The organism is Streptomyces sp. NPDC107521 (assembly GCF_055598485.1).
In genome coordinates this window covers 18,912-39,405 of the sequence record NZ_JBVKAT010000018.1, presented here as the reverse complement: position 1 = coordinate 39,405, position 20,494 = coordinate 18,912, and the positions used below count along the sequence as shown (strand labels likewise).

Annotated in this window: 21 protein-coding genes; 17 read left to right on the top strand and 4 right to left on the bottom strand. The window is 72.5% G+C overall.

Features of this window, described 5'->3' with window-relative positions:
• Positions 1 to 51: 51 nt before the first annotated feature.
• Complete coding sequence (locus ACZ7LB_RS24240; RefSeq protein ID WP_471471097.1) at positions 52 to 723, bottom strand: class I SAM-dependent DNA methyltransferase; 672 nt, start codon at positions 721 to 723, stop codon at positions 52 to 54.
• An 81-nt stretch (positions 724 to 804) separates the two neighbouring features.
• The gene (locus tag ACZ7LB_RS24235) at positions 805 to 1,008 is read right to left on the bottom strand and encodes a cold-shock protein (protein WP_004984723.1); all 204 of its coding nucleotides are present in this window, start codon (positions 1,006 to 1,008) and stop codon (positions 805 to 807) included.
• A 288-nt stretch (positions 1,009 to 1,296) separates the two neighbouring features.
• Here ACZ7LB_RS24235 and ACZ7LB_RS24230 point away from each other — a divergent pair, with 288 nt between their 5' ends.
• The 5 genes from ACZ7LB_RS24230 to ACZ7LB_RS24210 all read left to right on the top strand — a co-directional run bounded on the left by ACZ7LB_RS24230 (position 1,297) and on the right by ACZ7LB_RS24210 (position 5,759).
• Positions 1,297 to 2,145, top strand: coding sequence for an MqnA/MqnD/SBP family protein (locus tag ACZ7LB_RS24230; protein ID WP_161227411.1), 849 nt, complete (start codon positions 1,297 to 1,299; stop codon positions 2,143 to 2,145).
• 124 nt (positions 2,146 to 2,269) lie between these two features.
• The gene (locus ACZ7LB_RS24225; RefSeq protein WP_471471094.1) at positions 2,270 to 3,013 is read left to right on the top strand and encodes a prepilin peptidase; all 744 of its coding nucleotides are present in this window, start codon (positions 2,270 to 2,272) and stop codon (positions 3,011 to 3,013) included.
• Positions 3,014 to 3,153: 140 nt separating this feature from the next.
• The gene (gene mqnC / locus ACZ7LB_RS24220) at positions 3,154 to 4,353 is read left to right on the top strand and encodes a cyclic dehypoxanthinyl futalosine synthase (protein WP_471471092.1); all 1,200 of its coding nucleotides are present in this window, start codon (positions 3,154 to 3,156) and stop codon (positions 4,351 to 4,353) included.
• 7 nt (positions 4,354 to 4,360) lie between these two features.
• Complete coding sequence (locus ACZ7LB_RS24215) at positions 4,361 to 4,966, top strand: hypothetical protein (protein ID WP_471471090.1); 606 nt, start codon at positions 4,361 to 4,363, stop codon at positions 4,964 to 4,966.
• A 97-nt stretch (positions 4,967 to 5,063) separates the two neighbouring features.
• Positions 5,064 to 5,759, top strand: coding sequence for a demethylmenaquinone methyltransferase (locus tag ACZ7LB_RS24210; RefSeq protein ID WP_471471088.1), 696 nt, complete (start codon positions 5,064 to 5,066; stop codon positions 5,757 to 5,759).
• On the opposite strand, the gene ACZ7LB_RS24205 is transcribed toward ACZ7LB_RS24210, so the two are convergent.
• Positions 5,746 to 6,282, bottom strand: a complete 537-nt coding sequence (locus ACZ7LB_RS24205; protein ID WP_471471086.1) for a GNAT family N-acetyltransferase — start codon at positions 6,280 to 6,282, stop codon at positions 5,746 to 5,748. The two genes, ACZ7LB_RS24210 and ACZ7LB_RS24205, sit on opposite strands and share 14 nt — an antisense overlap.
• A gap of 97 nt (positions 6,283 to 6,379) precedes the next feature.
• On the opposite strand from ACZ7LB_RS24205, the gene ACZ7LB_RS24200 reads away from it, so the two are divergent.
• The gene (locus tag ACZ7LB_RS24200; protein ID WP_471471084.1) at positions 6,380 to 7,672 is read left to right on the top strand and encodes a geranylgeranyl reductase family protein; all 1,293 of its coding nucleotides are present in this window, start codon (positions 6,380 to 6,382) and stop codon (positions 7,670 to 7,672) included.
• 265 nt (positions 7,673 to 7,937) lie between these two features.
• On the opposite strand, the gene ACZ7LB_RS24195 is transcribed toward ACZ7LB_RS24200, so the two are convergent.
• The gene (locus ACZ7LB_RS24195; protein ID WP_471471082.1) at positions 7,938 to 8,816 is read right to left on the bottom strand and encodes a C40 family peptidase; all 879 of its coding nucleotides are present in this window, start codon (positions 8,814 to 8,816) and stop codon (positions 7,938 to 7,940) included.
• An 805-nt stretch (positions 8,817 to 9,621) separates the two neighbouring features.
• Between ACZ7LB_RS24195 and ACZ7LB_RS24190 the strand changes: the two genes are divergently transcribed.
• The 11 genes from ACZ7LB_RS24190 to nuoK are packed head-to-tail and all read left to right on the top strand — an operon-like array spanning position 9,622 to position 20,487.
• Positions 9,622 to 9,981: an NADH-quinone oxidoreductase subunit A gene (locus ACZ7LB_RS24190; RefSeq protein WP_161227419.1), complete on the top strand. Its 360-nt coding sequence runs from the start codon at positions 9,622 to 9,624 to the stop codon at positions 9,979 to 9,981.
• Positions 9,982 to 9,994: 13 nt separating this feature from the next.
• A complete protein-coding gene (locus tag ACZ7LB_RS24185) occupies positions 9,995 to 10,549 on the top strand; it encodes a NuoB/complex I 20 kDa subunit family protein (protein WP_161227420.1) in 555 nt (184 codons plus the stop codon).
• Positions 10,546 to 11,286 (top strand): NADH-quinone oxidoreductase subunit C, encoded by a 741-nt coding sequence (locus ACZ7LB_RS24180; protein ID WP_471471079.1) that lies wholly within the window; start codon positions 10,546 to 10,548, stop codon positions 11,284 to 11,286. Before ACZ7LB_RS24185 ends, ACZ7LB_RS24180 begins: the two co-directional genes overlap by 4 nt.
• Positions 11,283 to 12,617: an NADH-quinone oxidoreductase subunit D gene (locus ACZ7LB_RS24175; protein WP_471471077.1), complete on the top strand. Its 1,335-nt coding sequence runs from the start codon at positions 11,283 to 11,285 to the stop codon at positions 12,615 to 12,617. Before ACZ7LB_RS24180 ends, ACZ7LB_RS24175 begins: the two co-directional genes overlap by 4 nt.
• Entirely contained in the window at positions 12,614 to 13,483 is an 870-nt protein-coding gene (gene nuoE / locus ACZ7LB_RS24170) for an NADH-quinone oxidoreductase subunit NuoE (protein ID WP_471471075.1), read from the top strand. Before ACZ7LB_RS24175 ends, nuoE begins: the two co-directional genes overlap by 4 nt.
• The gene (nuoF, locus tag ACZ7LB_RS24165; RefSeq protein ID WP_471471073.1) at positions 13,480 to 14,829 is read left to right on the top strand and encodes an NADH-quinone oxidoreductase subunit NuoF; all 1,350 of its coding nucleotides are present in this window, start codon (positions 13,480 to 13,482) and stop codon (positions 14,827 to 14,829) included. The genes nuoE and nuoF overlap by 4 nt, the downstream gene beginning before the upstream one ends.
• A complete protein-coding gene (locus tag ACZ7LB_RS24160) occupies positions 14,826 to 17,339 on the top strand; it encodes an NADH-quinone oxidoreductase subunit G (protein ID WP_471471072.1) in 2,514 nt (837 codons plus the stop codon). Before nuoF ends, ACZ7LB_RS24160 begins: the two co-directional genes overlap by 4 nt.
• Positions 17,336 to 18,712, top strand: a complete 1,377-nt coding sequence (gene nuoH, locus ACZ7LB_RS24155) for an NADH-quinone oxidoreductase subunit NuoH (RefSeq protein ID WP_471471070.1) — start codon at positions 17,336 to 17,338, stop codon at positions 18,710 to 18,712. The genes ACZ7LB_RS24160 and nuoH overlap by 4 nt, the downstream gene beginning before the upstream one ends.
• On the top strand, positions 18,705 to 19,352 hold the full coding sequence (nuoI, locus tag ACZ7LB_RS24150; protein ID WP_471471068.1) for an NADH-quinone oxidoreductase subunit NuoI: 648 nt from the start codon (positions 18,705 to 18,707) through the stop codon (positions 19,350 to 19,352). The genes nuoH and nuoI overlap by 8 nt, the downstream gene beginning before the upstream one ends.
• Positions 19,349 to 20,191, top strand: coding sequence for an NADH-quinone oxidoreductase subunit J (locus ACZ7LB_RS24145; RefSeq protein WP_471471066.1), 843 nt, complete (start codon positions 19,349 to 19,351; stop codon positions 20,189 to 20,191). Before nuoI ends, ACZ7LB_RS24145 begins: the two co-directional genes overlap by 4 nt.
• Positions 20,188 to 20,487 (top strand): NADH-quinone oxidoreductase subunit NuoK, encoded by a 300-nt coding sequence (gene nuoK / locus ACZ7LB_RS24140; RefSeq protein ID WP_161227429.1) that lies wholly within the window; start codon positions 20,188 to 20,190, stop codon positions 20,485 to 20,487. Before ACZ7LB_RS24145 ends, nuoK begins: the two co-directional genes overlap by 4 nt.
• Positions 20,488 to 20,494 lie beyond the last annotated feature (7 nt).

Below are 20,494 nucleotides of genomic sequence, written 5' to 3'. Positions count from 1 at the left end.
GGGGCCGTGCCGGGGACCCCGCGGAGTGCCGGGCGCGGAGGTGCCGGACCGTCAGCGGCGGGCCATCAGGCAGGCCTGGGGGACGCGGGAGGCCGTGTCGGTCTCCGAGAGGCGGACCGTGCGGGAGAGGACCGTGAAGCCCGCGCGCTCCAGCAGTTCCGCCATCGGCCCGGGGCGGCGGCGCTCGAAGTCCAGGGCGACCGGGTGGCCGAAGGGGCGGTCCAGGCGCAGGGGTTCGTCCCCCACCTGGAAGGCGAGCAGCAGATGGCCGCCGGGGGCCAGCACCCGCCGCACCTCCCCGAACAGGTCCGGCAGCCGGTCCCAGGGCGTGTGGATGGAGGAGTACCAGGAGACCGCGCCCGCGAGCGACCCGTCGGGCAGGTCCAGCTCCAGCATCGAGCCCCGGTCGAACCGCAGCTCGGGATGGTCCCGGCGGGCCACCGCCAGCATGGACTCCGAGAGGTCCAGGCCGAAGACCCGCAGGCCGAGGGAGGCGAGGTGGGCGGTGACCCGCCCCGGACCGCACCCCAGGTCGGCCACCCGTCCGGCGGGGCCCACCAGCTCCGCGAAGGCGCCCAGCAGCGCCCGGTCCAGCGGGCTCTCCTCCAGCGCGGCGCGGAACCGGTCGGCGTACTCCTCGGCGACGGCGTCGTAGAAGGCGCGGGTGGCGGCCGTGGAGCCGTCCTCGGGGGCGGCGCCGCGGCCGGTGGCGGTCTCGGTCATGGGGCGCACCCTACGCGGCCCGGGAAGGGCAGGAGCCCCGCCGCCGGGATCGGCGCGGGGCTCCTTGGGTACTGCTGTCGGTCAGACAGGAGTGACGTTCTCCGCCTGCGGGCCCTTGGGGCCCTGCGTGACGTCGAAGGACACCTGCTGGTTCTCCTCGAGGGACCGGAAGCCGGTCGCGTTGATCGCGGAGTAGTGGACGAAGACGTCGGGGCCGCCGCCTTCCTGGGCGATGAATCCAAAGCCCTTTTCGGCGTTGAACCACTTCACGGTTCCGGTAGCCATAAGCCCTCCTTGGGCTCAAAGGGTTGCCCTGCTCCAGAACCAGCAATGTGAAGACCAATTCCGCACAACTGCATATGTCTGAGAATGACGAGAGCCCGCGGTCACATGCTCCGCAGGCTCTGTACTGCAAGGGAAACCAAACTGCAACTTGCTGTGAGCCTAGCACGCGGTCCGCCGGGCGCAACAGAGGCCAAGATCACTTCACCCGGACGTTTGAACCGGTGTGCCGTTCGGCTGACGCCGGGGGTCGGCTCGGTCCGTCCGCCGGGTGAGGGCTAGCCTCGCGATGTGGACAATTCTCGCACCCGGCCGCGTGTCGGCCACATTCAGTTCCTGAACTGCCTGCCCCTGTACTGGGGGCTCGCGAGAACGGGCACCCTCCTCGACGTCGAACTCACGAAGGACACCCCGGAGAAGCTCAGCGAGCGGCTGGTGCGCGGCGACCTCGACGTCGGCCCGGTCACCCTGGTCGAGTTCCTGCGCAACGCCGACCGGCTGGTCGCGTTTCCCGACATCGCCGTCGGCTGCGACGGCCCGGTGATGAGCTGTGTGATCGTCTCCCAGGTCCCGCTGGACCGGCTGGACGGCGCCCGGGTCGCCCTCGGGTCCACCTCGCGCACCTCCGTCCGCCTCGCCCAGTTGCTGCTGGCCGAACGCTACGGGGTGCGGCCCGACTACTACACCTGCCCGCCCGACCTCAGCGTCATGATGCAGGAGGCCGAGGCCGCCGTGCTGATCGGGGACGCCGCCCTGCGCGCCAACCTGATCGACGGTCCGCGCTACGGCCTCGCCGTGCACGACCTGGGCTCGCTGTGGAAGGAGTGGACGGGGCTGCCGTTCGTCTTCGCGGTCTGGGCGGCCCGGCGCGAGTACGCCGAGCGCGAGCCGGCCCTCGTCCGCCAGGTGCACGAGGCGTTCCTCGCCTCCCGCAACCTCTCCCTGGAGGAGGTCGCCAAGGTCGCCGAGCAGGCCGCCCGCTGGGAGAGCTTCGACGAGAAGACCCTGGAGCAGTACTTCACCACCCTCGACTTCCGCTTCGGCGCCCCCCAGTTGGCGGCGGTCGCCGAGTTCGCCCGCCGCGTCGGCCCCACCACCGGCTTCCCCGCCGACGTGACGGTGGACCTGCTGCGCCCCTGAGCGCGCCGCCACCCTCTCCCCGTTCCGGCCCGCGCGCTCCCTGCCGCCCGCGCGCCTTCGCACCGGGGACACGGGGGAGGGGCCGCCGCCATACTGGGGCCATGAGGGAGGCCGTGGTCACCGGATGAGCGCCGGGGGCGGAGCGGCGGCCGTCGCCGCCGCCGCGCTGTGGGGCGGCGGGGCCGGGGCGCTGCTGCCGCGCGCCGCGTACCGCTTCGCCGCGCCCTGGGGCGAGCCCTGGCACGGGAGCTGTCCCGCCGGGCACCCGCTGCGGGGCTGGCTCGGCGGCGCGCGGTGCGGGGAGTGCCCGGCGGGCGCGGCCCCGCTGGGTCCCGGCGCGGCCCTGCCCGCCGCCGTCACCGCCCTGGTCTGCGCCGTCCTCGCCGCCGCCACCGGCCCCCGGCCCGAACTGGCCGTCTGGCTGCTGCTGGCGCCCGCCGGGGTGCTGCTCGCCGTCGTCGACGTCCGGGTGCGGCGGCTGCCCGACCCGCTGACCCTGCCCGCCGCCGCCCTCGCGCTCGCCCTGCTCGGGGCCGCCGCGCTGCTGCCCGGACACGCCGGGCGGTGGACGACCGCGCTGCTGGGCGCCCTGGTGCTGGCGGCCGGGTACGGGGCGCTGTGGTGGCTCAACCCCGCCGGGATGGCCTTCGGCGACGTCAAGCTCGCCCTGGCCGCGGGCGCCGCCCTCGGCTGGTACGGCTGGCCGGTGCTGCTGCTCGGCACCTTCGCCGGGTTCCTGCTCGGCGCGCTGTACGGGGGCGCGCTCGTCGTCGCCGGGCGGGCCGGGCGCCGGACGGCCATCGCCTTCGGGCCGTTCCTGCTGACCGGCGCGCTGCTCGGCGTCCTCGCGGGCGGGTACGGGGCCTGACCGCCGGGTGGCCCCGCACGGCGCGACCGCCGGGCGGCCCCACGCGGCCCGGCCGGCGGGCGCGGCCTGACCGACGGCCGGGGAGGGCCCTGACGTAGGCTGGTCGCCGTCCGTCCACACCCCCGCAGAAAGGGACGCCGGTGACCGAGAAGGCCGACCTTCAGCCCCTCCTCGACCGCGCCGCCGCCGGTGGGCGGATCACCCCCGAGGAGGCACTGGCCCTCTACCGGGACGCCCCGCTGCACGCGCTGGGCGCCGCCGCCGACGCCGTGCGCCGCCGCCGGTACGCGGGTACCGAGCACATCGCGACGTACATCATCGAGCGGAACATCAACTACACGAACGTCTGTGTCACGGCCTGCCGCTTCTGCGCCTTCTACGCCGCGCCCAAGGACACCGCCAAGGGCTGGACCCGCGACCTCGACGACATCCTGCGCCGCTGCGCGGAGACCGTCGAACTGGGCGGCACCCAGATCATGTTCCAGGGCGGCCACCACCCGGACTACGGCGTCGAGTACTACGAGGAGCACTTCTCCGCCATCAAGAAGGAGTTCCCGCAGCTCGTCATCCACAGCCTGGGGGCGAGCGAGGTCGAGCACATGGCCCGGATCTCCAAGGTGTCCGTCGAGGAGGCGATCACCCGCATCCACGCGGCCGGGCTCGACTCCTTCGCCGGGGCCGGCGCCGAACTGCTGCCGGAGCGCCCGCGCAAGGCCATCGCGCCGCTGAAGGAGTCCGGCGAGCGCTGGCTGGAGATCATGGAGATCGCCCACGGGCTGGGCGTCGAGTCCACCTCCACCATGCTCATGGGCACCGGCGAGACCAACGCCGAGCGGATCGAGCACCTGCGGATGATCCGCGACGTGCAGGACCGCACCGGCGGCTTCCGCGCCTTCATCCCGTACACCTACCAGCCCGAGAACAACCATCTGAAGGGCCGCACCCAGGCCACCCTCTTCGAGTACCTGCGGATGATCGCCATCGCCCGGGTCTTCCTCGACAACGTGGCCCACATCCAGGGCTCCTGGCTGACCACCGGCAAGGAGGTCGGCCAGCTCTCCCTGCACTACGGCGCCGACGACCTCGGCTCGATCATGCTGGAGGAGAACGTGGTGTCCTCCGCCGGCGCCCGGCACCGCTCCAACCGGCTGGAGATCATCGACCTGATCCGCCGCGCGGACCGCGTCCCCGCGCAGCGCTCCACGACGTACGAGCACCTCGTCGTGCACGACGACCCGGCCGACGACCCCGTCGACGAGCGGGTCGCCTCGCACATCTCGTCCGTGGCCATCGAGGGCGGCACCGCCCACCCGGAACTGAAGCTGCTCGCCTCCAACTGACCGCGCCGTGCTGACGATCCACGCCGACTCCCGGGACCGCGCCCTCGCCGTCGAGGGCGGCCTGATCGTGGCCGTCGGCCCGCCGGCCGCGCTGATCGCCGACCGTCCCGGGGCCCGGGTGCGCCGCTGGCCCGGCATCCTCACCCCCGGCCTCGTCAACCAGTACGGCGACGAACTGCTGGAGGCGGCCTACCACCCGGACCCGCGCGAGGCCGGTGAGCTGGGCACCGCTCCGCTGACCGGCGAGGCGCTCGCCGCGCTGGCGCCGGACGAGGCCCGCCGGGGCGCCAGCGCCCGGCGCGGGGTGCAGCGGATGCTGGCCCACGGCACCGTCGCCGTCGCCTGCGGGGAGCTGCGGGTGCGCGCGGTGCGGGACGCCCTGCGCCGCTCCGGACTGGACGTGGTGGGGCGGGCCGGGCGCCCGGACGGGGTGCCCTCGCTCGACCCGTACGCCTCCGGGTCCCCGGTGGTCTTCGCGCCGCCGAGGGAGCCGGGCTCCGCCGCCCGGTTCGCCGTGTTCGACGTGCCCGACGAGGCGGCGCTCGCCGCCGCCGGGGCCGGGAGCTGCGTGGCGACGGTCGTCGCGGGGCGGCTGGTGCACCGGCGCCGCTGACGGTCCCGCCCGGGGCGCCGCGCCGGAGCCGCCCGCCGCCCCGCGGATCGGGGCTCCCGGGCCCGGCCGGGCGCGGGGGTGCTGCAACAATGGGCCCGTGACCCGCGCCTCCCTGAACAAGCAGCCGCACGAAGTCGCCACGATGTTCGACCACGTCGCGGAACGGTACGACCTGACCAACACCGTGCTCTCGCTCGGCCGGGACCGGGCGTGGCGCAAGGAGGTCGCGGCGGCCGTCGACGCCCGGCCCGCGCAGCGGGTCCTCGACCTGGCGGCCGGCACGGCCACCTCGTCCCTGCCGTTCGCCCGCACCGGCGCCCACGTGGTGCCCTGCGACTTCTCCCTCGGCATGCTCCAGGTCGGCAAGGAGCGCCACCCCTGGCTGCCGTTCACCGCGGGCGACGCGACCCGGCTGCCGTTCCGGGACGACGTGTTCGACGCCGTCACCATCTCCTTCGGGCTGCGCAACGTGCAGGACACCGACGCGGCGCTGCGCGAGCTGTACCGGGTGACGCGCCCCGGCGGCCGGGTGGTCATCTGCGAGTTCTCGCACCCGACCTGGGCGCCGTTCCGCACCGCGTACACCGAGTACCTGATGCGGGCCCTGCCGCCGGTGGCCCGCGCGGTCTCCTCCAACCCGGACGCCTACGTCTACCTCGCCGAGTCCATCCGCGCCTGGCCCGACCAGCCCGCCCTGGCCCGTCGGCTCACCGGGGCCGGCTGGTCCCGGGTGGCGTACCGGAACCTGTCGGGCGGCATCGTCGCGCTGCACCGGGGCTTCAAGGAGGACTGAGCGGCCGGGCCCCGGCCCGGAGCGCGAGCCGGTAGCAGTGCCCCCGCCGCCGTGAGCCGGGCGTGGCGAACACCTCGTCGAGCCGCATCCCCAGCCGCTCGGTCACCGCGATCGAGCGGGTGTTGCGGGCGTCGACCATCGCGACCACCTCGGCCACGCCCGCCGCGCGCACCCGCTCCAGGGTCTGCCGGGCCGCCGCGGTGACGTATCCCCGGCCCCAGAACTCCCGGCCGAGCCGCCAGCCGATCTCGATGTCGCCCCGGGGGCCCCAGTCCCGGGGCCAGGGCTGGGCGCCGGTGAAGCCGACGACCCGGTCCGCGCCGTCCACCAGGGACCAGAGGCAGAAGCCGCGCTCCGCGTCGTGGCGGCGCTGGCGGGCGGTCAGCTCCTCGTAGACGGACAGCTCGGCGGGGCTCCCGCCGTGGAACTCCATGACGTCGGGGTCGGCGAAGAGGCGGTGCCAGACGAGGGCGTCCTCGTCGGTGGGGACGCGGAGCCGGACGGCGGGGAGTGCTCGGTTCACGGGGCAGCCCTTCAGCCGGGTGATCGGTGACGCTGAATAGACTGCCCATGACCAGTGCCGGTCGGCACGCAGATTTCGAACTTGGGGAGATCCCGCCGTGACCGTCGAGACCGAGCCGCTCTCCGAGAACTCCGCGGACGTGATCGTCGTGGGCGCCGGCCCGTCCGGCTCCGCGACCGCCTACCACCTGGCCCGGTCGGGGCTCGACGTCCTCCTGCTGGAGAAGACGGCCTTCCCCCGCGAGAAGGTCTGCGGCGACGGGCTCACCCCGCGCGCGGTCAAGCAGCTCGTCGCCATGGGCGTCGACGTCTCGGAGGAGGCCGGCTGGCTGCGCAACAAGGGGCTGCGCATCATCGGCGGCGGCTCCCGTCTCCAGCTCGACTGGCCGGATCTCGCCTCCTTCCCCGACTACGGACTCGTCCGCAAGCGCGACGACTTCGACGAGCAGCTCGCCCGGCAGGCCCAGAAGGCCGGGGCCCGCCTCCACGAGCGCTGCAACGTGGGCGCCCCCCTCGTGGACGACCGCACCGGCCGGATCACCGGGGTGCGCGCCAAGCTGGGCGAGGAGAAGCGGGAAGTCACCTTCCACGCCCCGCTGGTGGTGGCCGCCGACGGCAACTCCACCCGGCTGTCCCTCGCGATGGGCCTGCACCGCCGCGAGGACCGCCCGATGGGCGTCGCGGTGCGCACCTACTTCACCTCCCCCCGGCACGACGACGACTACCTGGAGTCCTGGCTGGAGCTGTGGGACCGCCGGGGCGCCCAGGACCGGCTGCTGCCGGGCTACGGCTGGATCTTCGGCATGGGCGACGGCACCTCCAACGTGGGACTCGGGGTGCTCAACACCTCCGCGTCCTTCAAGGAGCTGGACTGGCGCGAGATCCTCAAGGCCTGGTGCGCCTCCATGCCGGAGGACTGGGGCTACACCCCCGAGAACATGACCGGCCCGATCCGCGGCGCCGCCCTGCCGATGGCCTTCAACCGCCAGCCGCACTACACCCGGGGGCTGCTCCTCGTCGGTGACGCGGGCGGCCTGGTGAACCCGTTCAACGGCGAGGGCATCGCCTACGCGATGGAGTCGGGCCAGATCGCCGCCGACGTCATCGTGCAGGCCCAGGCGCGGGCGACGCCGGCCCAGCGCGAGACCGCGCTCCAGCGCTACCCGAGGGTCCTCAAGGACACCTACGGCGGCTACTACACGCTGGGCCGCGCCTTCGTGAAGCTGATCGGCAACCCGAAGGTCATGCAGATCGCCGCCCAGCGCGGGCTGACCCACCCGGTGCTGATGAAGTTCACCCTCAAGATGCTGGCCAACCTCACCGACCCGACGGGCGGCGACGCGATGGACCGCATCATCAACGGCCTGACCAAGGTGGCCCCGAGGGCCTGACGCGCGCCGCGCGCGGTCCCTCCCGGCCGCCGTCCCCCCGCCCCTCCGCTCCCGCCCCTCCGCTCCCGCCCCGGCGGCGGGACGGCCGGGCGGCGGCCGCGGGACGGCCGGGCGCGGCACGGGCGGGCGCTGGGCAGGGGGCGCGGGAACGCCAGAAGGACCGCGGCCCCCGAGCGGCCGCGGTCCTTCGGGCGTACAGGAGCGGACCGGTCCGGCCGGGGGCACCGGGGACGGAAGTGCCCCGCCGGACGCGTCCGCTGGGGTGTCAGAGCACCCGCACCGCGCCGGTCGGCGGGTCGTAGGAGAGCGGCTTCATGACGACGCCGCTGGCCGGGTTCTGCGCGCCGACGAACATGCCGTCGCCCACGTACACGGCCACGTGGTAGGCGCTGCCCGCGCTGCCCCAGTAGAGGATGTCGCCCGGCTGGAGGTTGCCCAGCGAGACCTGGGTGCCGGTGGTGGACTGGGCCTGGGAGACGCGCGGCAGGTCCACGTTGATCTGGCGGAAGGCGGCCTGGGTGAGGCCGGAGCAGTCCCAGGAGTTGGGGCCGGTGCCGCCAGGCACGTAGGCGTCGCCGACCTGGGCCTTCACGAAGGCGATGACGGCCGCGGCCGAACCCGTCGCCGTGGAGGAGCCGGTGGGGGCGCTGACGGTGGTGGCGGTGGCCGCGGCCCCGCCGGAGGAACCGATGGCGCCGGAGGCGGCGGAGGAGCCGGTGCCGGCCGACGACGTGGCCAGGGCGGTGCGCTCGGCGGTCCGGGAGGCGCGCTCGGCGGCCTCCTTGCGGGCGGCCTCGGCGGCCTTCTTCCTGGCCTCGGCCGCCTTCTTCTTGGCCGTGACCAGGTCGGCCCTGGCCTCCTCGGCGGCCCTGGTGGCGGCGGCGTCGCGCTCGGCCCGCAGCTCGTAGTGGGCGGCGGCCTGCTGGGTGGCGTCCGCGGACTGGGCGGCCTGGGCGGCCAGGTCGGCCGTCAGGATGGGCAGTTCGAGGGTCTGCGGGGCGGGTGCGGCGGCGTTCGCCGAGCCCGAGGCCCCGGCCACTGCCAGGGTGCTGAGGACGCCACCAGCAACTCCGGCCCGCATCGCGATGGTCGACGCGCTGCGGCGGGGCTTCCGGTGGCTGCGTATGTGAGCGGTGTGGGACATAGGGACAAGCGGTATCAGGACACCCTCCGGTCCTTCAAGGAACGTGTCCTGCGCCACAGTTGTCCGCTCGCGCGACCGAATCCCGGGCGTGTCGGCCTTTATTGACGCCGTAACGGACAAAGCGGGCGGGCCGTGATCGGCCTGTGATCACGGTGTTCGATCGTTACGCCCGAATTGCCCGGCACCTACCACTGGTCGAGACCGTTGGCCAAGCCCGGTTTCCGGACGCGGGACCCGGAGTGACGGAGGTCACGGAACGGTCACTCCGTCACCCGCGTCCGTCGCGCGGGCGGGGAACGGGGAGGGTGCCGCGGGGAGACCGGCGCCCGGGGGGCGCGCGGTGGGGAGCGCGCGCCGCCGCTCGTGAAAGCGCGCACGCGTCCACATCACGCTCCGTGCCCCCTCCGGGGTGTGAACGCGGCCCACTATCAAGCCTTTCGGTCCAGGGCCAATTTGCATGCACGGGAAGCATCTTGATATGGAGACGCCCTTCGTAAGGGGTCTCTGGCCAGCGATGACGGGCGAAATTGTCACCTCTGGTGATCAAGTGAACGCTTCACGTGCGAAGATCACCGCTCATCCGACTTCATGATCCTTCGTCAGGTGGTGGAGATCACAAAGGTTGTGCAATACCCCGTGTCGCAGATCACAGAGCGACGGGCATAGGATGCGGAGCTGTTGGGCTTGTGACCTGCTTCACATGTTCGCGATCTTCGTCGGGACGGTGGTCGCGCGACGGGTGGTGCGGACGCGGGCCCAGTGCACACCGCCAGCAGTCAGCGCCGACTGAGAGGAGCGAGGAGCGGTGAACGCGTATGCGCCCATCCTCGTACTGGGAGCCCTCGGGGCAGGCTTTGCGATCTTCTCCGTGGTCATGGCCACGCTGATCGGTCCGAAGCGGTACAACCGGGCCAGGCTCGACGCCTACGAGTGCGGCATCGAGCCGACCCCGACGCCGGCCGGCGGCGGGCGGTTCCCCATCAAGTACTACCTGACGGCGATGCTCTTCATCGTCTTCGACATCGAGATCGTCTTCCTCTACCCCTGGGCCGTCACCTTCGACGCCCTGGGGATCTTCGGGCTCGTGGAGATGCTGCTCTTCGTGCTCACCGTCTTCGTCGCGTACGCGTACGTATGGCGGCGCGGCGGCCTGGAATGGGACTGAGGGGCCTTTTGTCATGGGACTCGAAGAAAAGCTGCCGAGCGGCTTCCTGCTGACCACCGTCGAGCAGGCCGCGGGCTGGGTGCGCAAGGCGTCGGTCTTCCCCGCCACCTTCGGACTCGCCTGCTGCGCCATCGAGATGATGACCACCGGCGCCGGCCGCTACGACCTGGCGCGCTTCGGCATGGAGGTCTTCCGCGGCTCGCCGCGGCAGGCCGACCTGATGATCGTCGCGGGCCGGGTGAGCCAGAAGATGGCCCCCGTGCTGCGGCAGGTCTACGACCAGATGCCGAACCCCAAGTGGGTCATCTCCATGGGCGTCTGCGCCTCGTCGGGCGGGATGTTCAACAACTACGCGATCGTCCAGGGCGTCGACCACGTCGTCCCGGTCGACATCTACCTGCCCGGCTGCCCGCCGCGGCCCGAGATGCTGCTCGACGCCATCCTCAAGCTCCACGAGAAGATCCAGGGCTCCAAGCTCGGGGTGAACGCCGAGGAGGCGGCCCGCGAGGCGGAGGAGGCGGCGCTCAAGGCCCTGCCGACCATCGAGATGAAGGGGCTGCTGCGGTGAGCGACGCGCACGACGAGGGGGCCAACCCCGAGAAGGAGCTGTCCGCCGAGAACCTCCCCGGACAGCGCGGCCAGGGCGGCGAGGAGATCCGCGTCCAGCGCGGCATGTTCGGCGCCAACAACGGCGGCGACACCTCCGGTTACGGCGGACTGGTCCGCTCGATCCGGCTGCCCGGACCGGCCTCCCGCCCCTACGGCGGCTGGTTCGACGAGGTCGCCGACGAGCTGGAGGGCGCGCTGGAGGAGCAGGACCTGCTGCCCGCCCACGCCATCGGCAGGACCGTCGTCGACCGCGGTGAGATCACCTTCCACATCGAGCGCGAGCACCTGGTCCGCGTCGCCCGCACCCTGCGCGACGACCCGGCGCTGCGCTTCGAACTCTGCACCGGCGTCAGCGGCGTCCACTACCCGCACGACACGGGCCGCGAGCTGCACGCCGTCTACCACCTGCGCTCGATCACCCACAACCGGCTGATCCGGCTGGAGGTCGGCGTCCCCGACAGCGACCCGCACATCCCGTCGCTGTGCGAGGTCTACCCGACGAACAACTGGCACGAGCGCGAGGCCTACGACTTCTTCGGCATCCTCTTCGACGGCCACCCGGCCCTGACGCGGATCATGATGCCGGACGACTGGCAGGGCCACCCGCAGCGCAAGGACTACCCCCTCGGCGGCATCCCCGTCGAGTACAAGGGCGCCCAGATCCCGGCTCCGGACCAGCGGAGGTCGTACTCGTGAGCACTCCCCACCCGTCGTCCGCCGCATCGGCGCGCGAGACCACCGAAGGCACCGTCTACACGGTGACCGGCGGGGACTGGGACGAGGTCGTCCAGACCGCGGCCCGCAGCGACGACGAGCGCATCGTCGTCAACATGGGCCCCCAGCACCCCTCCACCCACGGCGTGCTCCGGCTGATCCTGGAGATCGACGGCGAGACCGTCACCGAGGCCCGCTGCGGCATCGGCTACCTGCACACCGGCATCGAGAAGAACCTCGAATTCCGGAACTGGACGCAGGGCACCACCTTCGTGACCCGCATGGACTACCTGATGCCGTTCTTCAACGAGACGGCGTACTGCCTCGGCGTCGAGCGGCTCCTCGGCATCGAGGACCAGATCCCCGACCGGGCCTCGGTCATCCGGGTGCTCCTGATGGAGCTGAACCGGATCTCCTCCCACCTGGTGTGCATCGCCACCGGCGGGATGGAGCTGGGCGCCACCACCGTCATGGTCTACGGCTTCCGCGACCGCGAGATGATCCTCGACATCTTCGAGCTGATCACCGGCCTGCGGATGAACCACGCGTACGTCCGCCCCGGCGGCCTCGCGCAGGACCTGCCGCCCGGCACCGTGGACCGCGTCCGCGAGTTCGTGAAGACCATGCGCAAGAACCTCACCGAGTACGACGCCCTCGCCACCGGCAACCCGATCTTCAAGGCCCGGCTCCAGGACGTCGGCTACCTCGACCTGGCCGGCTGCATGGCGATCGGCGCCACCGGGCCCGTCCTGCGCTCCGCCGGCCTCCCGCACGACCTGCGCAAGACCCAGCCCTACTGCGGCTACGAGACGTACGACTTCGACATCCCGACCGCCGACACCTGCGACTCCTACGGCCGCTTCCTGATCCGGGTGGAGGAGATGCGCCAGTCCCTGCGCATCGTCGAGCAGTGCCTGGACCGGCTCCAGCCCGGCCCGGTGATGGTCGGCGACAAGAAGATCGCCTGGCCCGCCCAGCTCGCGCTCGGCCCCGACGGACTGGGCAACTCCCTGGACCACATCAAGAAGATCATGGGCACCTCCATGGAGGCCCTGATCCACCACTTCAAGCTGGTCACCGAGGGCTTCCGGGTGCCTCCGGGCCAGACCTACGCGGCCATCGAATCGGCCAAGGGCGAGCTGGGGGCGCACGTGGTCTCCGACGGCGGCACCCGCCCCTTCCGGGTCCACTTCCGCGACCCGTCCTTCACCAACCTTCAGGCCATGGCGGCGATGTGCGAGGGCGGCCAGGTGGCCGACGTCATCGTCGCGGTGGCGTCCATCGACCCCGTGATGGGAGGCGTCGACCGGTGACCACCTCATCCCCGGAGCACGGCGTCAGCCTGGGAATGCCCGAGCTGCCCGCGCCCGACTACCCGGCCGACGTCCGGGCCCGGCTGGAGGCCGACGCGCGCGAGGTCATCGCCCGCTACCCGGACTCCCGGTCCGCCCTGCTGCCGCTGCTGCACCTCGTGCAGTCGGAGGAGGGCCACGTCACCCGCACCGGCATGCGGTTCTGCGCCGAGGTGCTCGGCCTCACCACGGCCGAGGTCACCGCCGTCGCCACCTTCTACACCATGTACCGGCGGCGGCCGAGCGGCGACTACCAGGTCGGCGTCTGCACCAACACGCTGTGCGCGGTCATGGGCGGCGACGCGATCCTCGAGACCCTCCAGGAGCACCTCGGCGTCGGCAACGGGGAGACCACCGACGACGGCAAGGTCACCCTGGAGCACATCGAGTGCAACGCGGCCTGCGACTTCGCCCCGGTCGTGATGGTCAACTGGGAGTTCTTCGACAACCAGAACCCCGAGAGCGCCAAGCGCCTCGTCGACGACCTGCGCGCCGGCCGCACCGTGTCGCCCACCCGCGGCGCCCCCCTGTGCACCTTCAAGGAGACCGCCCGCATCCTGGCCGGCTTCCCCGACGAGCGCGAGGGCGCCGTCCAGGCCGGCGGCAGCGCCGGACCGGCCTCCCTGACCGGGCTCCGGCTCGCCAAGGGCGAGACCCCCGCCGCCCGCGTGGTCCACCCCCGGGACGCCGGACCGCAGGACGTCCCGCCGCGGGACGCGCACGACCCGTCGCCCGCCGAACACCTCGGCTCGCACGACGCGCCGCAGGACACCTCGGCGTCCGACCCGGCCCACCCGTCCGGTCCCGCCGCCGAGGAGGGGGAGTGATGACCTTGGCAGCCGAGCTCAAGGACACCGGCCCGGAGAAGCTGCTCGCACCCGTGCTGTCGGCCTTCTGGGACCAGGACGAGTCCTGGACCCTGGACGTCTACCGGAGGCACGAGGGGTACGAGGGCCTCCGCAAGGCGCTGGCCATGGCGCCCGACGACCTGATCGCCTACGTCAAGGACTCCGGGCTGCGCGGCCGCGGCGGCGCCGGCTTCCCCACCGGGATGAAGTGGCAGTTCATCCCGCAGGGCGACGGCAAGCCCCACTACCTCGTGGTCAACGCCGACGAGTCGGAGCCGGGGACCTGCAAGGACATCCCGCTCCTCTACGCCAACCCGCACGCCCTCATCGAGGGCATCATCATCGCCTGCTACGCCATCCGCTCCTCGCACGCCTTCGTCTACCTGCGGGGCGAGGTCGTCCCCGTCCTGCGGCGGCTGCACGAGGCCGTGCGCGAGGCCCGCGAGGCCGGCTACCTGGGCGAGAACATCCTGGGCAGCGGACTCGACCTCGAACTCACCGTGCACGCCGGCGCCGGCGCGTACATCTGCGGCGAGGAGACCGCGCTCCTCGACTCCCTCGAAGGCCGCCGCGGCCAGCCGCGGCTGCGCCCCCCCTTCCCGGCCGTCGCCGGTCTCTACGCCTGCCCCACAGTGGTGAACAACGTCGAATCCATCGCGTCGGTTCCCTCGATCCTCAACAGGGGCAAGGACTGGTTCCGTTCGATGGGCAGCGAGAAGTCCCCGGGCTTCACGCTGTACTCGCTCAGCGGGCACGTCACCAACCCCGGCCAGTACGAGGCCCCGATGGGCATCACCCTGCGCCAGCTCCTCGACATGAGCGGCGGCATGCGCCCCGGCCACCGGCTCAAGTTCTGGACCCCGGGCGGCTCCTCGACCCCGATGCTCACCGACGAGCACCTCGACGTGCCCCTCGACTACGAGGCGGTGGGCGCCGCCGGCTCCCTGCTCGGCACCAAGGCGCTCCAGTGCTTCGACGAGACCACCTGCGTGGTCCGCGCCGTCACCCGCTGGACCGAGTTCTACGCCCACGAGTCCTGCGGCAAGTGCACCCCCTGCCGCGAGGGCACCTACTGGCTGGTCCAGCTCATGCGCGACATCGAGGCGGGCAAGGGCGAGATGGCCGACCTCGACAAGCTCAACGACATCGCGGACAACATCAACGGCAAGGCCTTCTGCGCCCTCGGAGACGGTGCCGCCGCGCCGATCTTCTCCTCGCTCCAGTACTTCCGCGAGGAGTACGAGCAGCACATCACGGGCCGTGGCTGCCCCTTCGACCCGGCCAAGTCGACGGCCTGGGCCGACCGTACGGAGGTGAAGGCATGACCGTCCAGCAGTCCGCGGGCGGCCCCGCCGCGGGCGGGGCACGGCCGGCGGTCCCGCCGGAGGACCTCGTCGCCCTGACCATCGACGGCATCGAGGTCAGCGTGCCCAAGGGCACCCTGGTCATCCGGGCCGCCGAACAGCTCGGCATCGAGATCCCCCGCTTCTGCGACCACCCGCTCCTCGACCCGGCCGGCGCCTGCCGCCAGTGCATCGTCGAGGTCGAGGGCCAGCGCAAGCCCATGGCGTCCTGCACCATCACCTGCACCCCGGGCATGGTGGTCAGGACCCAGCTCACCTCACCGGTCGCGGAGAAGGCCCAGCACGGGGTGATGGAGCTGCTGCTCATCAACCACCCGCTGGACTGCCCGGTCTGCGACAAGGGCGGCGAGTGCCCGCTGCAGAACCAGGCGATGTCGCACGGCAACGCCGAGTCCCGCTTCGACGGAATGAAGCGGACCTTCCAGAAGCCGGTGCCGATCTCCGCCCAGGTCCTCCTCGACCGCGAGCGGTGCGTCCTGTGCGCCCGCTGCACCCGCTTCTCCAACCAGGTCGCGGGCGACCCGATGATCGAACTCCTGGAGCGCGGCGCCCTCCAGCAGGTCGGCACCGGCGAGGGCGCCCCCTTCGAGTCGTACTTCTCCGGCAACACCATCCAGATCTGCCCGGTCGGCGCGCTCACCTCGGCGGCCTACCGGTTCCGCTCCCGCCCCTTCGACCTGATCTCCTCGCCGTCCGTCTGCGAGCACTGCTCCGGCGGCTGCGCCACCCGCACCGACCACCGGCGCGGCAAGGTCATGCGGCGGCTCGCGGCCGACGACCCCCAGGTCAACGAGGAGTGGATCTGCGACAAGGGCCGCTTCGCGTTCCGCTACGCCCAGCAGCGCGACCGGCTCACCACCCCCCTGGTCCGCAACGCCGACGGCGAGCTGGAGCCCGCCTCCTGGCCGGAGGCGCTGCGGATCGCCGCCGAGGGGCTGCTGGCCGCCCGGGGCCGCACCGGCGTCCTCGCCGGCGGGCGGCTCACCGTCGAGGACGCCTACGCGTACGGCAAGTTCGCGCGGGTCGCGCTCGACACCAACGACGTCGACTTCCGCGCCCGGGCGCACAGCCCCGAGGAGGCCGACTTCCTGGCCGCCCGGGTCGCCGGACGCGGCATCGACCTCGACGGCACCGGCGTCACCCACGGCGCGCTGGAGAAGGCGCCCGCCGTGCTGCTGGTCGGCTTCGAGTCCGAGGAGGAGGCGCCCGGCGTCTTCCTGCGGCTGCGCAAGGCCTGGCGCAGGACCGGGCTGAAGGTCTTCGCCCTGGCCACCCACGCCACCCGGGGCCTGGAGAAGGCCGGCGGCACCCTGCTGCCCGCCGCCCCCGGCACCGAGACCGAGTGGCTGGACGCCCTCGCCGGAGGGGTCGGCCTGGAGGACTCCGGGGTCGGCGCCGCCGAGGCGCTGCGCGCCGAGGGCGCCGTGATCGTCGTCGGGGAGCGGCTGGCCTCGGTGGCCGGCGGGCTCACCGCGGCCGTGCGGACCGCCGCGGCCACCGGCGCCCGGCTGGTGTGGATCCCGCGCCGGGCCGGGGAGCGCGGTGCCATCGAGGCGGGCGCGCTGCCCTCGCTGCTGCCGGGCGGCCGTCCGGCCACCGACCCGCGCGCCCGCGAGGAGGTCGCCGCCGTCTGGGGCGTCGCCCACCTCCCGCACCGCTACGGGCGCGACACCGCCCAGATCGTGGAGGCCGCCGCCGACGGCTCGCTCCAGGCGCTGCTGGTGGCGGGCGTGGAGGTCGCGGACCTGCCCGATCCGGCCCGCGCCCGGCAGGCGCTCGACGCGGCCGGTTTCGTGGTGTCGCTGGAGCTGCGGCCCAGCGAGGTCACCGGGCACGCCGACGTCGTCCTGCCGGTCGCGGCGGTCGTCGAGAAGGCCGGCACCTTCCTCAACTGGGAGGGCCGGGCGCGCTTCTTCGAGGCCGCGCTCAAGCCCGACCAGATGACCCGCCCGCTGCCCCCGACGGACACCCGGGTGCTCCAGATGCTCGCCGATGCCATGGACGTGCACCTGGGCCTGCCGGATCTGCGCACCACCCGCGCGGAGATCGACCGGCTCGGCGCCTGGGACGGCCCCCGGGCGGACGACCCGGAGGCCACCGCGGTCGCGCTGCCCCGCCCGGCCGCCGGGGAGGCGGTGCTCGCGGGCCACCGGATGCTGCTCGACCAGGGCCTCCTCCAGCGCGGCGACGACGCGCTGGCGGGCACCCGGCACGCGGCCCGCGCCCGGGTCTCGGCGGCCACGGCCGGGGAGGCGGGCGTCAAGGACGGCGACGTCCTCGCCGTCACCGGGCCCGCCGGATCGGTCGAACTCCCGCTGGAGATCACCGCGATGCCCGACCGGGTGGTCTGGCTCCCGCTGAACTCGGCCGGTGCCGGTGTCGCCTCCGACACCGGGGTGCCGCCCGGGTCCCTCGTCCGCATCGGTCCGGCCACACCGGCCGGTGGAACCCCCAAGGAGGTGGAGGCATGAGCGCGTACCTCGCCGCCGAGAACCTGTCGATGTTCGGCCGCGATCCCTGGTGGCTGATCGTCGTCAAGGCGGTGTTCTGCTTCGCCTTCCTGATGGTGACCGTGCTGCTGTCCATCGTCTGGGAGCGCAAGGTCGTCGGCTGGATGCAACTGCGCATCGGCCCCAACCGGAACGGCCCCTGGGGGCTGCTCCAGTCGCTGGCCGACGGCGTGAAGCTGATGCTCAAGGAAGACGTCGTCGTCAAGCGCGCCGACAAGGCCGTCTACATCCTGGCGCCGATCGTGGCGGCCGTGCCGGCCTTCATGGCCATCGCGGTCATCCCGTTCGGCCCGGCCGGCAACGAGGTCTCGATCTTCGGCCACCGCACCACGATGCAGCTCACCGATCTGCCGATCGCGATGCTGTACGTGCTGGCGGTCGCCTCGATCGGCATCTACGGCATCGTGCTCGCCGGATGGAGCTCGGGATCGACGTACCCGCTCCTGGGGGGACTGCGCTCCTGCGCGCAGATGATCTCCTACGAGATCGCCATGGGCGCCGCGTTCGCCTCGGTGTTCCTCTACTCCGGCTCCATGTCGACCTCGCAGATCGTGGAGGCGCAGGCCGACCGCTGGTACATCGTCCTGCTGCCGGTCTCCTTCATCATCTACGTCGTCACCATGGTCGGGGAGACCAACCGCGCCCCGTTCGACATGCCGGAGTCCGAGGGCGACCTCGTCGGCGGCTTCAACACCGAGTACTCGTCGATCAAGTTCGCGATGTTCATGCTCGCCGAGTACGTCAACATGGTGACGGTCTCGGCCGTCGCCACCACCCTCTTCCTGGGCGGCTGGCGGGCCCCGTGGCCGATCAGCACCTTCTGGGAGGGCGCGAACCACGGCTGGTGGCCGATGCTCTGGTTCGTCCTCAAGGTGCAGGTGCTGCTGTTCTTCTTCATCTGGCTGCGCGCGACGCTCCCGCGGGTGCGCTACGACCAGCTGATGAAGCTGGGCTGGAAGGTCCTGATCCCGGTCGCCCTGGTGTGGCTGATGCTGGTCGCGACCGTGCGGGCGCTGCGCAACGAGAACTACGGCTTCGCCGACATCGCCCTCTACGTCGGCGCCGCCGTCCTGGCCGTGCTGCTCCTCTCCTTCCTCGCGGACCTCTACCGCGACCGGAACAGGCGGGCCGAGGCGCCGGCCGCCGCGCCGGCCTCCTTCGACCCGATGGCCGGCGGCTTCCCCGTACCGCCGCTGCCCGGCCAGAAGCTGCCGCCGGTGCCCCGGCGCGCCCCCCGCCGGGAGCGCGAGCTGGTCGCCAGCGGCGGACCCGATACCCACAGCGACGAGACTCCGGGTGGATCGACGGAGGGAAAGGAGGCGTCCGATGGCTGAGGAGCCCAAGGGAACCGACACCGAGCCCGGATTCCTGAACCCCGTGGCCGGCTTCGGCGTGACCTTCAAGGCCATGTTCAAGAAGCGGCTGACCGAGCAGTACCCGGAGCAGCAGAAGACCACGGCTCCGCGCTTCCACGGGCGGCACCAGCTCAACCGCCACCCGGACGGCCTGGAGAAGTGCATCGGCTGCGAGCTGTGCGCCTGGGCCTGCCCCGCCGACGCCATCTACGTGGAGGGCGCCGACAACACCGACGAGGAGCGCTACTCGCCGGGCGAGCGCTACGGCCGCGTCTACCAGATCAACTACGCCCGCTGCATCCTGTGCGGGCTGTGCATCGAGGCGTGCCCGACGCGGGCGCTGACGATGACCAACGAGTTCGAGCTGGCCGACTCCAGCCGCGCCGACCTCATCTACACCAAGGAGCAGCTCCTCGCCGGTCTGGAGGAGGGCATGGTGGACTCCCCCCACTCCATCTTCCCGGGCACGGACGAGCAGGACTACTACCGGGGCCTGGTCACCGAGGCCGCGCCGGGCACGGAGCGGCAGGTGGCCCGGTCCAAGGGCGAGGACGCTCCGGGGGCCGGACCGGCCGCCGGCGCGGACGGGTCCGCCGGGGAGAGGGTGACCGGACGATGACCGCGCAGCTCGCGGCCTACTCCACCTCCACCGGAGAGGCCGTCCAGTTCTGGATTCTCGGCACGGTCGCCGTGATCGGCGCCCTGTGCACCGTGCTCATGCGCAAGGCGGTGCACAGCGCCCTCTGCCTGGCGGGCACGATGATCGTCCTGGCGGTGTTCTACCTCGCCAACGGGGCCTACTTCCTGGGCATCGTGCAGATCGTCGTCTACACCGGCGCGATCATGATGCTGTTCCTGTTCGTGGTGATGCTCGTCGGCGTCACCGCGGCGGACTCCCTGAAGGAGACCATCAGGGGCCAGCGCTGGCTGGCCCTGCTGTGCGGGCTCGGCTTCGGCATCCTGCTGTTCGCCGGGATCGGCAACGCCTCCCTCACCTCCTTCGCCGGGGTGGGCGGGGCCAACGCGGCCGGGAACGTGGAGGGCCTCGCCTCCCTGATCTTCACCCGGTACGTGTTCGCCTTCGAGATCACCGGCGCCCTGCTCATCACGGCCGCGGTCGGCGCCATGGTGCTCACCCACCGCGAGCGCACCGAACGGGCCCGCACCCAGCGCGAGATGTCCGAGCAGCGCGTCCGCGACGGCAGCCACCTGCCGCCGCTGCCCGCCCCCGGCGTCTACGCCCGGCACAACGCGGTGGACATCGCGGGGCTGCTGCCCGACGGCACCCCGTCCGAGCTGACCGTCAGCGGGACGCTGCGCGACCGGGGCCAGATCCGGGACGTCTCCACCGAGGCCCTGAACGACCTCAGGGCGCTGGAACAGCGCTCCGAGGAGCGTCTGGAGCGTCGCGGCGCCGGCCCGTCGACCGTCGGACGGACCGAGGAGGCGTCGAAGTGAACCCGGTCAACTACCTGTACCTCGCTGCCCTGCTGTTCACGATCGGCGCCACCGGGGTGCTGATCCGGCGCAACGCCATCGTGGTGTTCATGTGCGTGGAGCTGATGCTGAACGCCTGCAACCTCGCGTTCGTCGCCTTCTCCCGGCTGCACGGCAACCTCGACGGCCAGATCATCGCCTTCTTCACGATGGTGGTCGCCGCCGCGGAGGTCGTGGTGGGGCTCGCGATCATCGTGTCCCTGTTCCGCGCCCGCCACTCGGCCTCGGTCGACGACGCCAGCCTGATGAAGCTGTAAGGGGTCG

What these genes read in the sequence shown, in the direction of transcription:
- ACZ7LB_RS24240 (WP_471471097.1), bottom strand. Translation starts at nt 723, where the DNA reads ATGACCGAGACCGCCACCGGCCGCGGCGCCGCCCCCGAGGACGGCTCC.
- ACZ7LB_RS24235 (WP_004984723.1), bottom strand. Translation starts at nt 1,008, where the DNA reads ATGGCTACCGGAACCGTGAAGTGGTTCAACGCCGAAAAGGGCTTTGGA.
- ACZ7LB_RS24225 (WP_471471094.1), top strand. Translation starts at nt 2,270, where the DNA reads ATGAGCGCCGGGGGCGGAGCGGCGGCCGTCGCCGCCGCCGCGCTGTGG.
- ACZ7LB_RS24195 (WP_471471082.1), bottom strand. Translation starts at nt 8,816, where the DNA reads ATGTCCCACACCGCTCACATACGCAGCCACCGGAAGCCCCGCCGCAGC.
- ACZ7LB_RS24185 (WP_161227420.1), top strand. Translation starts at nt 9,995, where the DNA reads ATGGGACTCGAAGAAAAGCTGCCGAGCGGCTTCCTGCTGACCACCGTC.
- ACZ7LB_RS24160 (WP_471471072.1), top strand. Translation starts at nt 14,826, where the DNA reads ATGACCGTCCAGCAGTCCGCGGGCGGCCCCGCCGCGGGCGGGGCACGG.
- nuoH (WP_471471070.1), top strand. Translation starts at nt 17,336, where the DNA reads ATGAGCGCGTACCTCGCCGCCGAGAACCTGTCGATGTTCGGCCGCGAT.
- nuoI (WP_471471068.1), top strand. Translation starts at nt 18,705, where the DNA reads ATGGCTGAGGAGCCCAAGGGAACCGACACCGAGCCCGGATTCCTGAAC.
- ACZ7LB_RS24145 (WP_471471066.1), top strand. Translation starts at nt 19,349, where the DNA reads ATGACCGCGCAGCTCGCGGCCTACTCCACCTCCACCGGAGAGGCCGTC.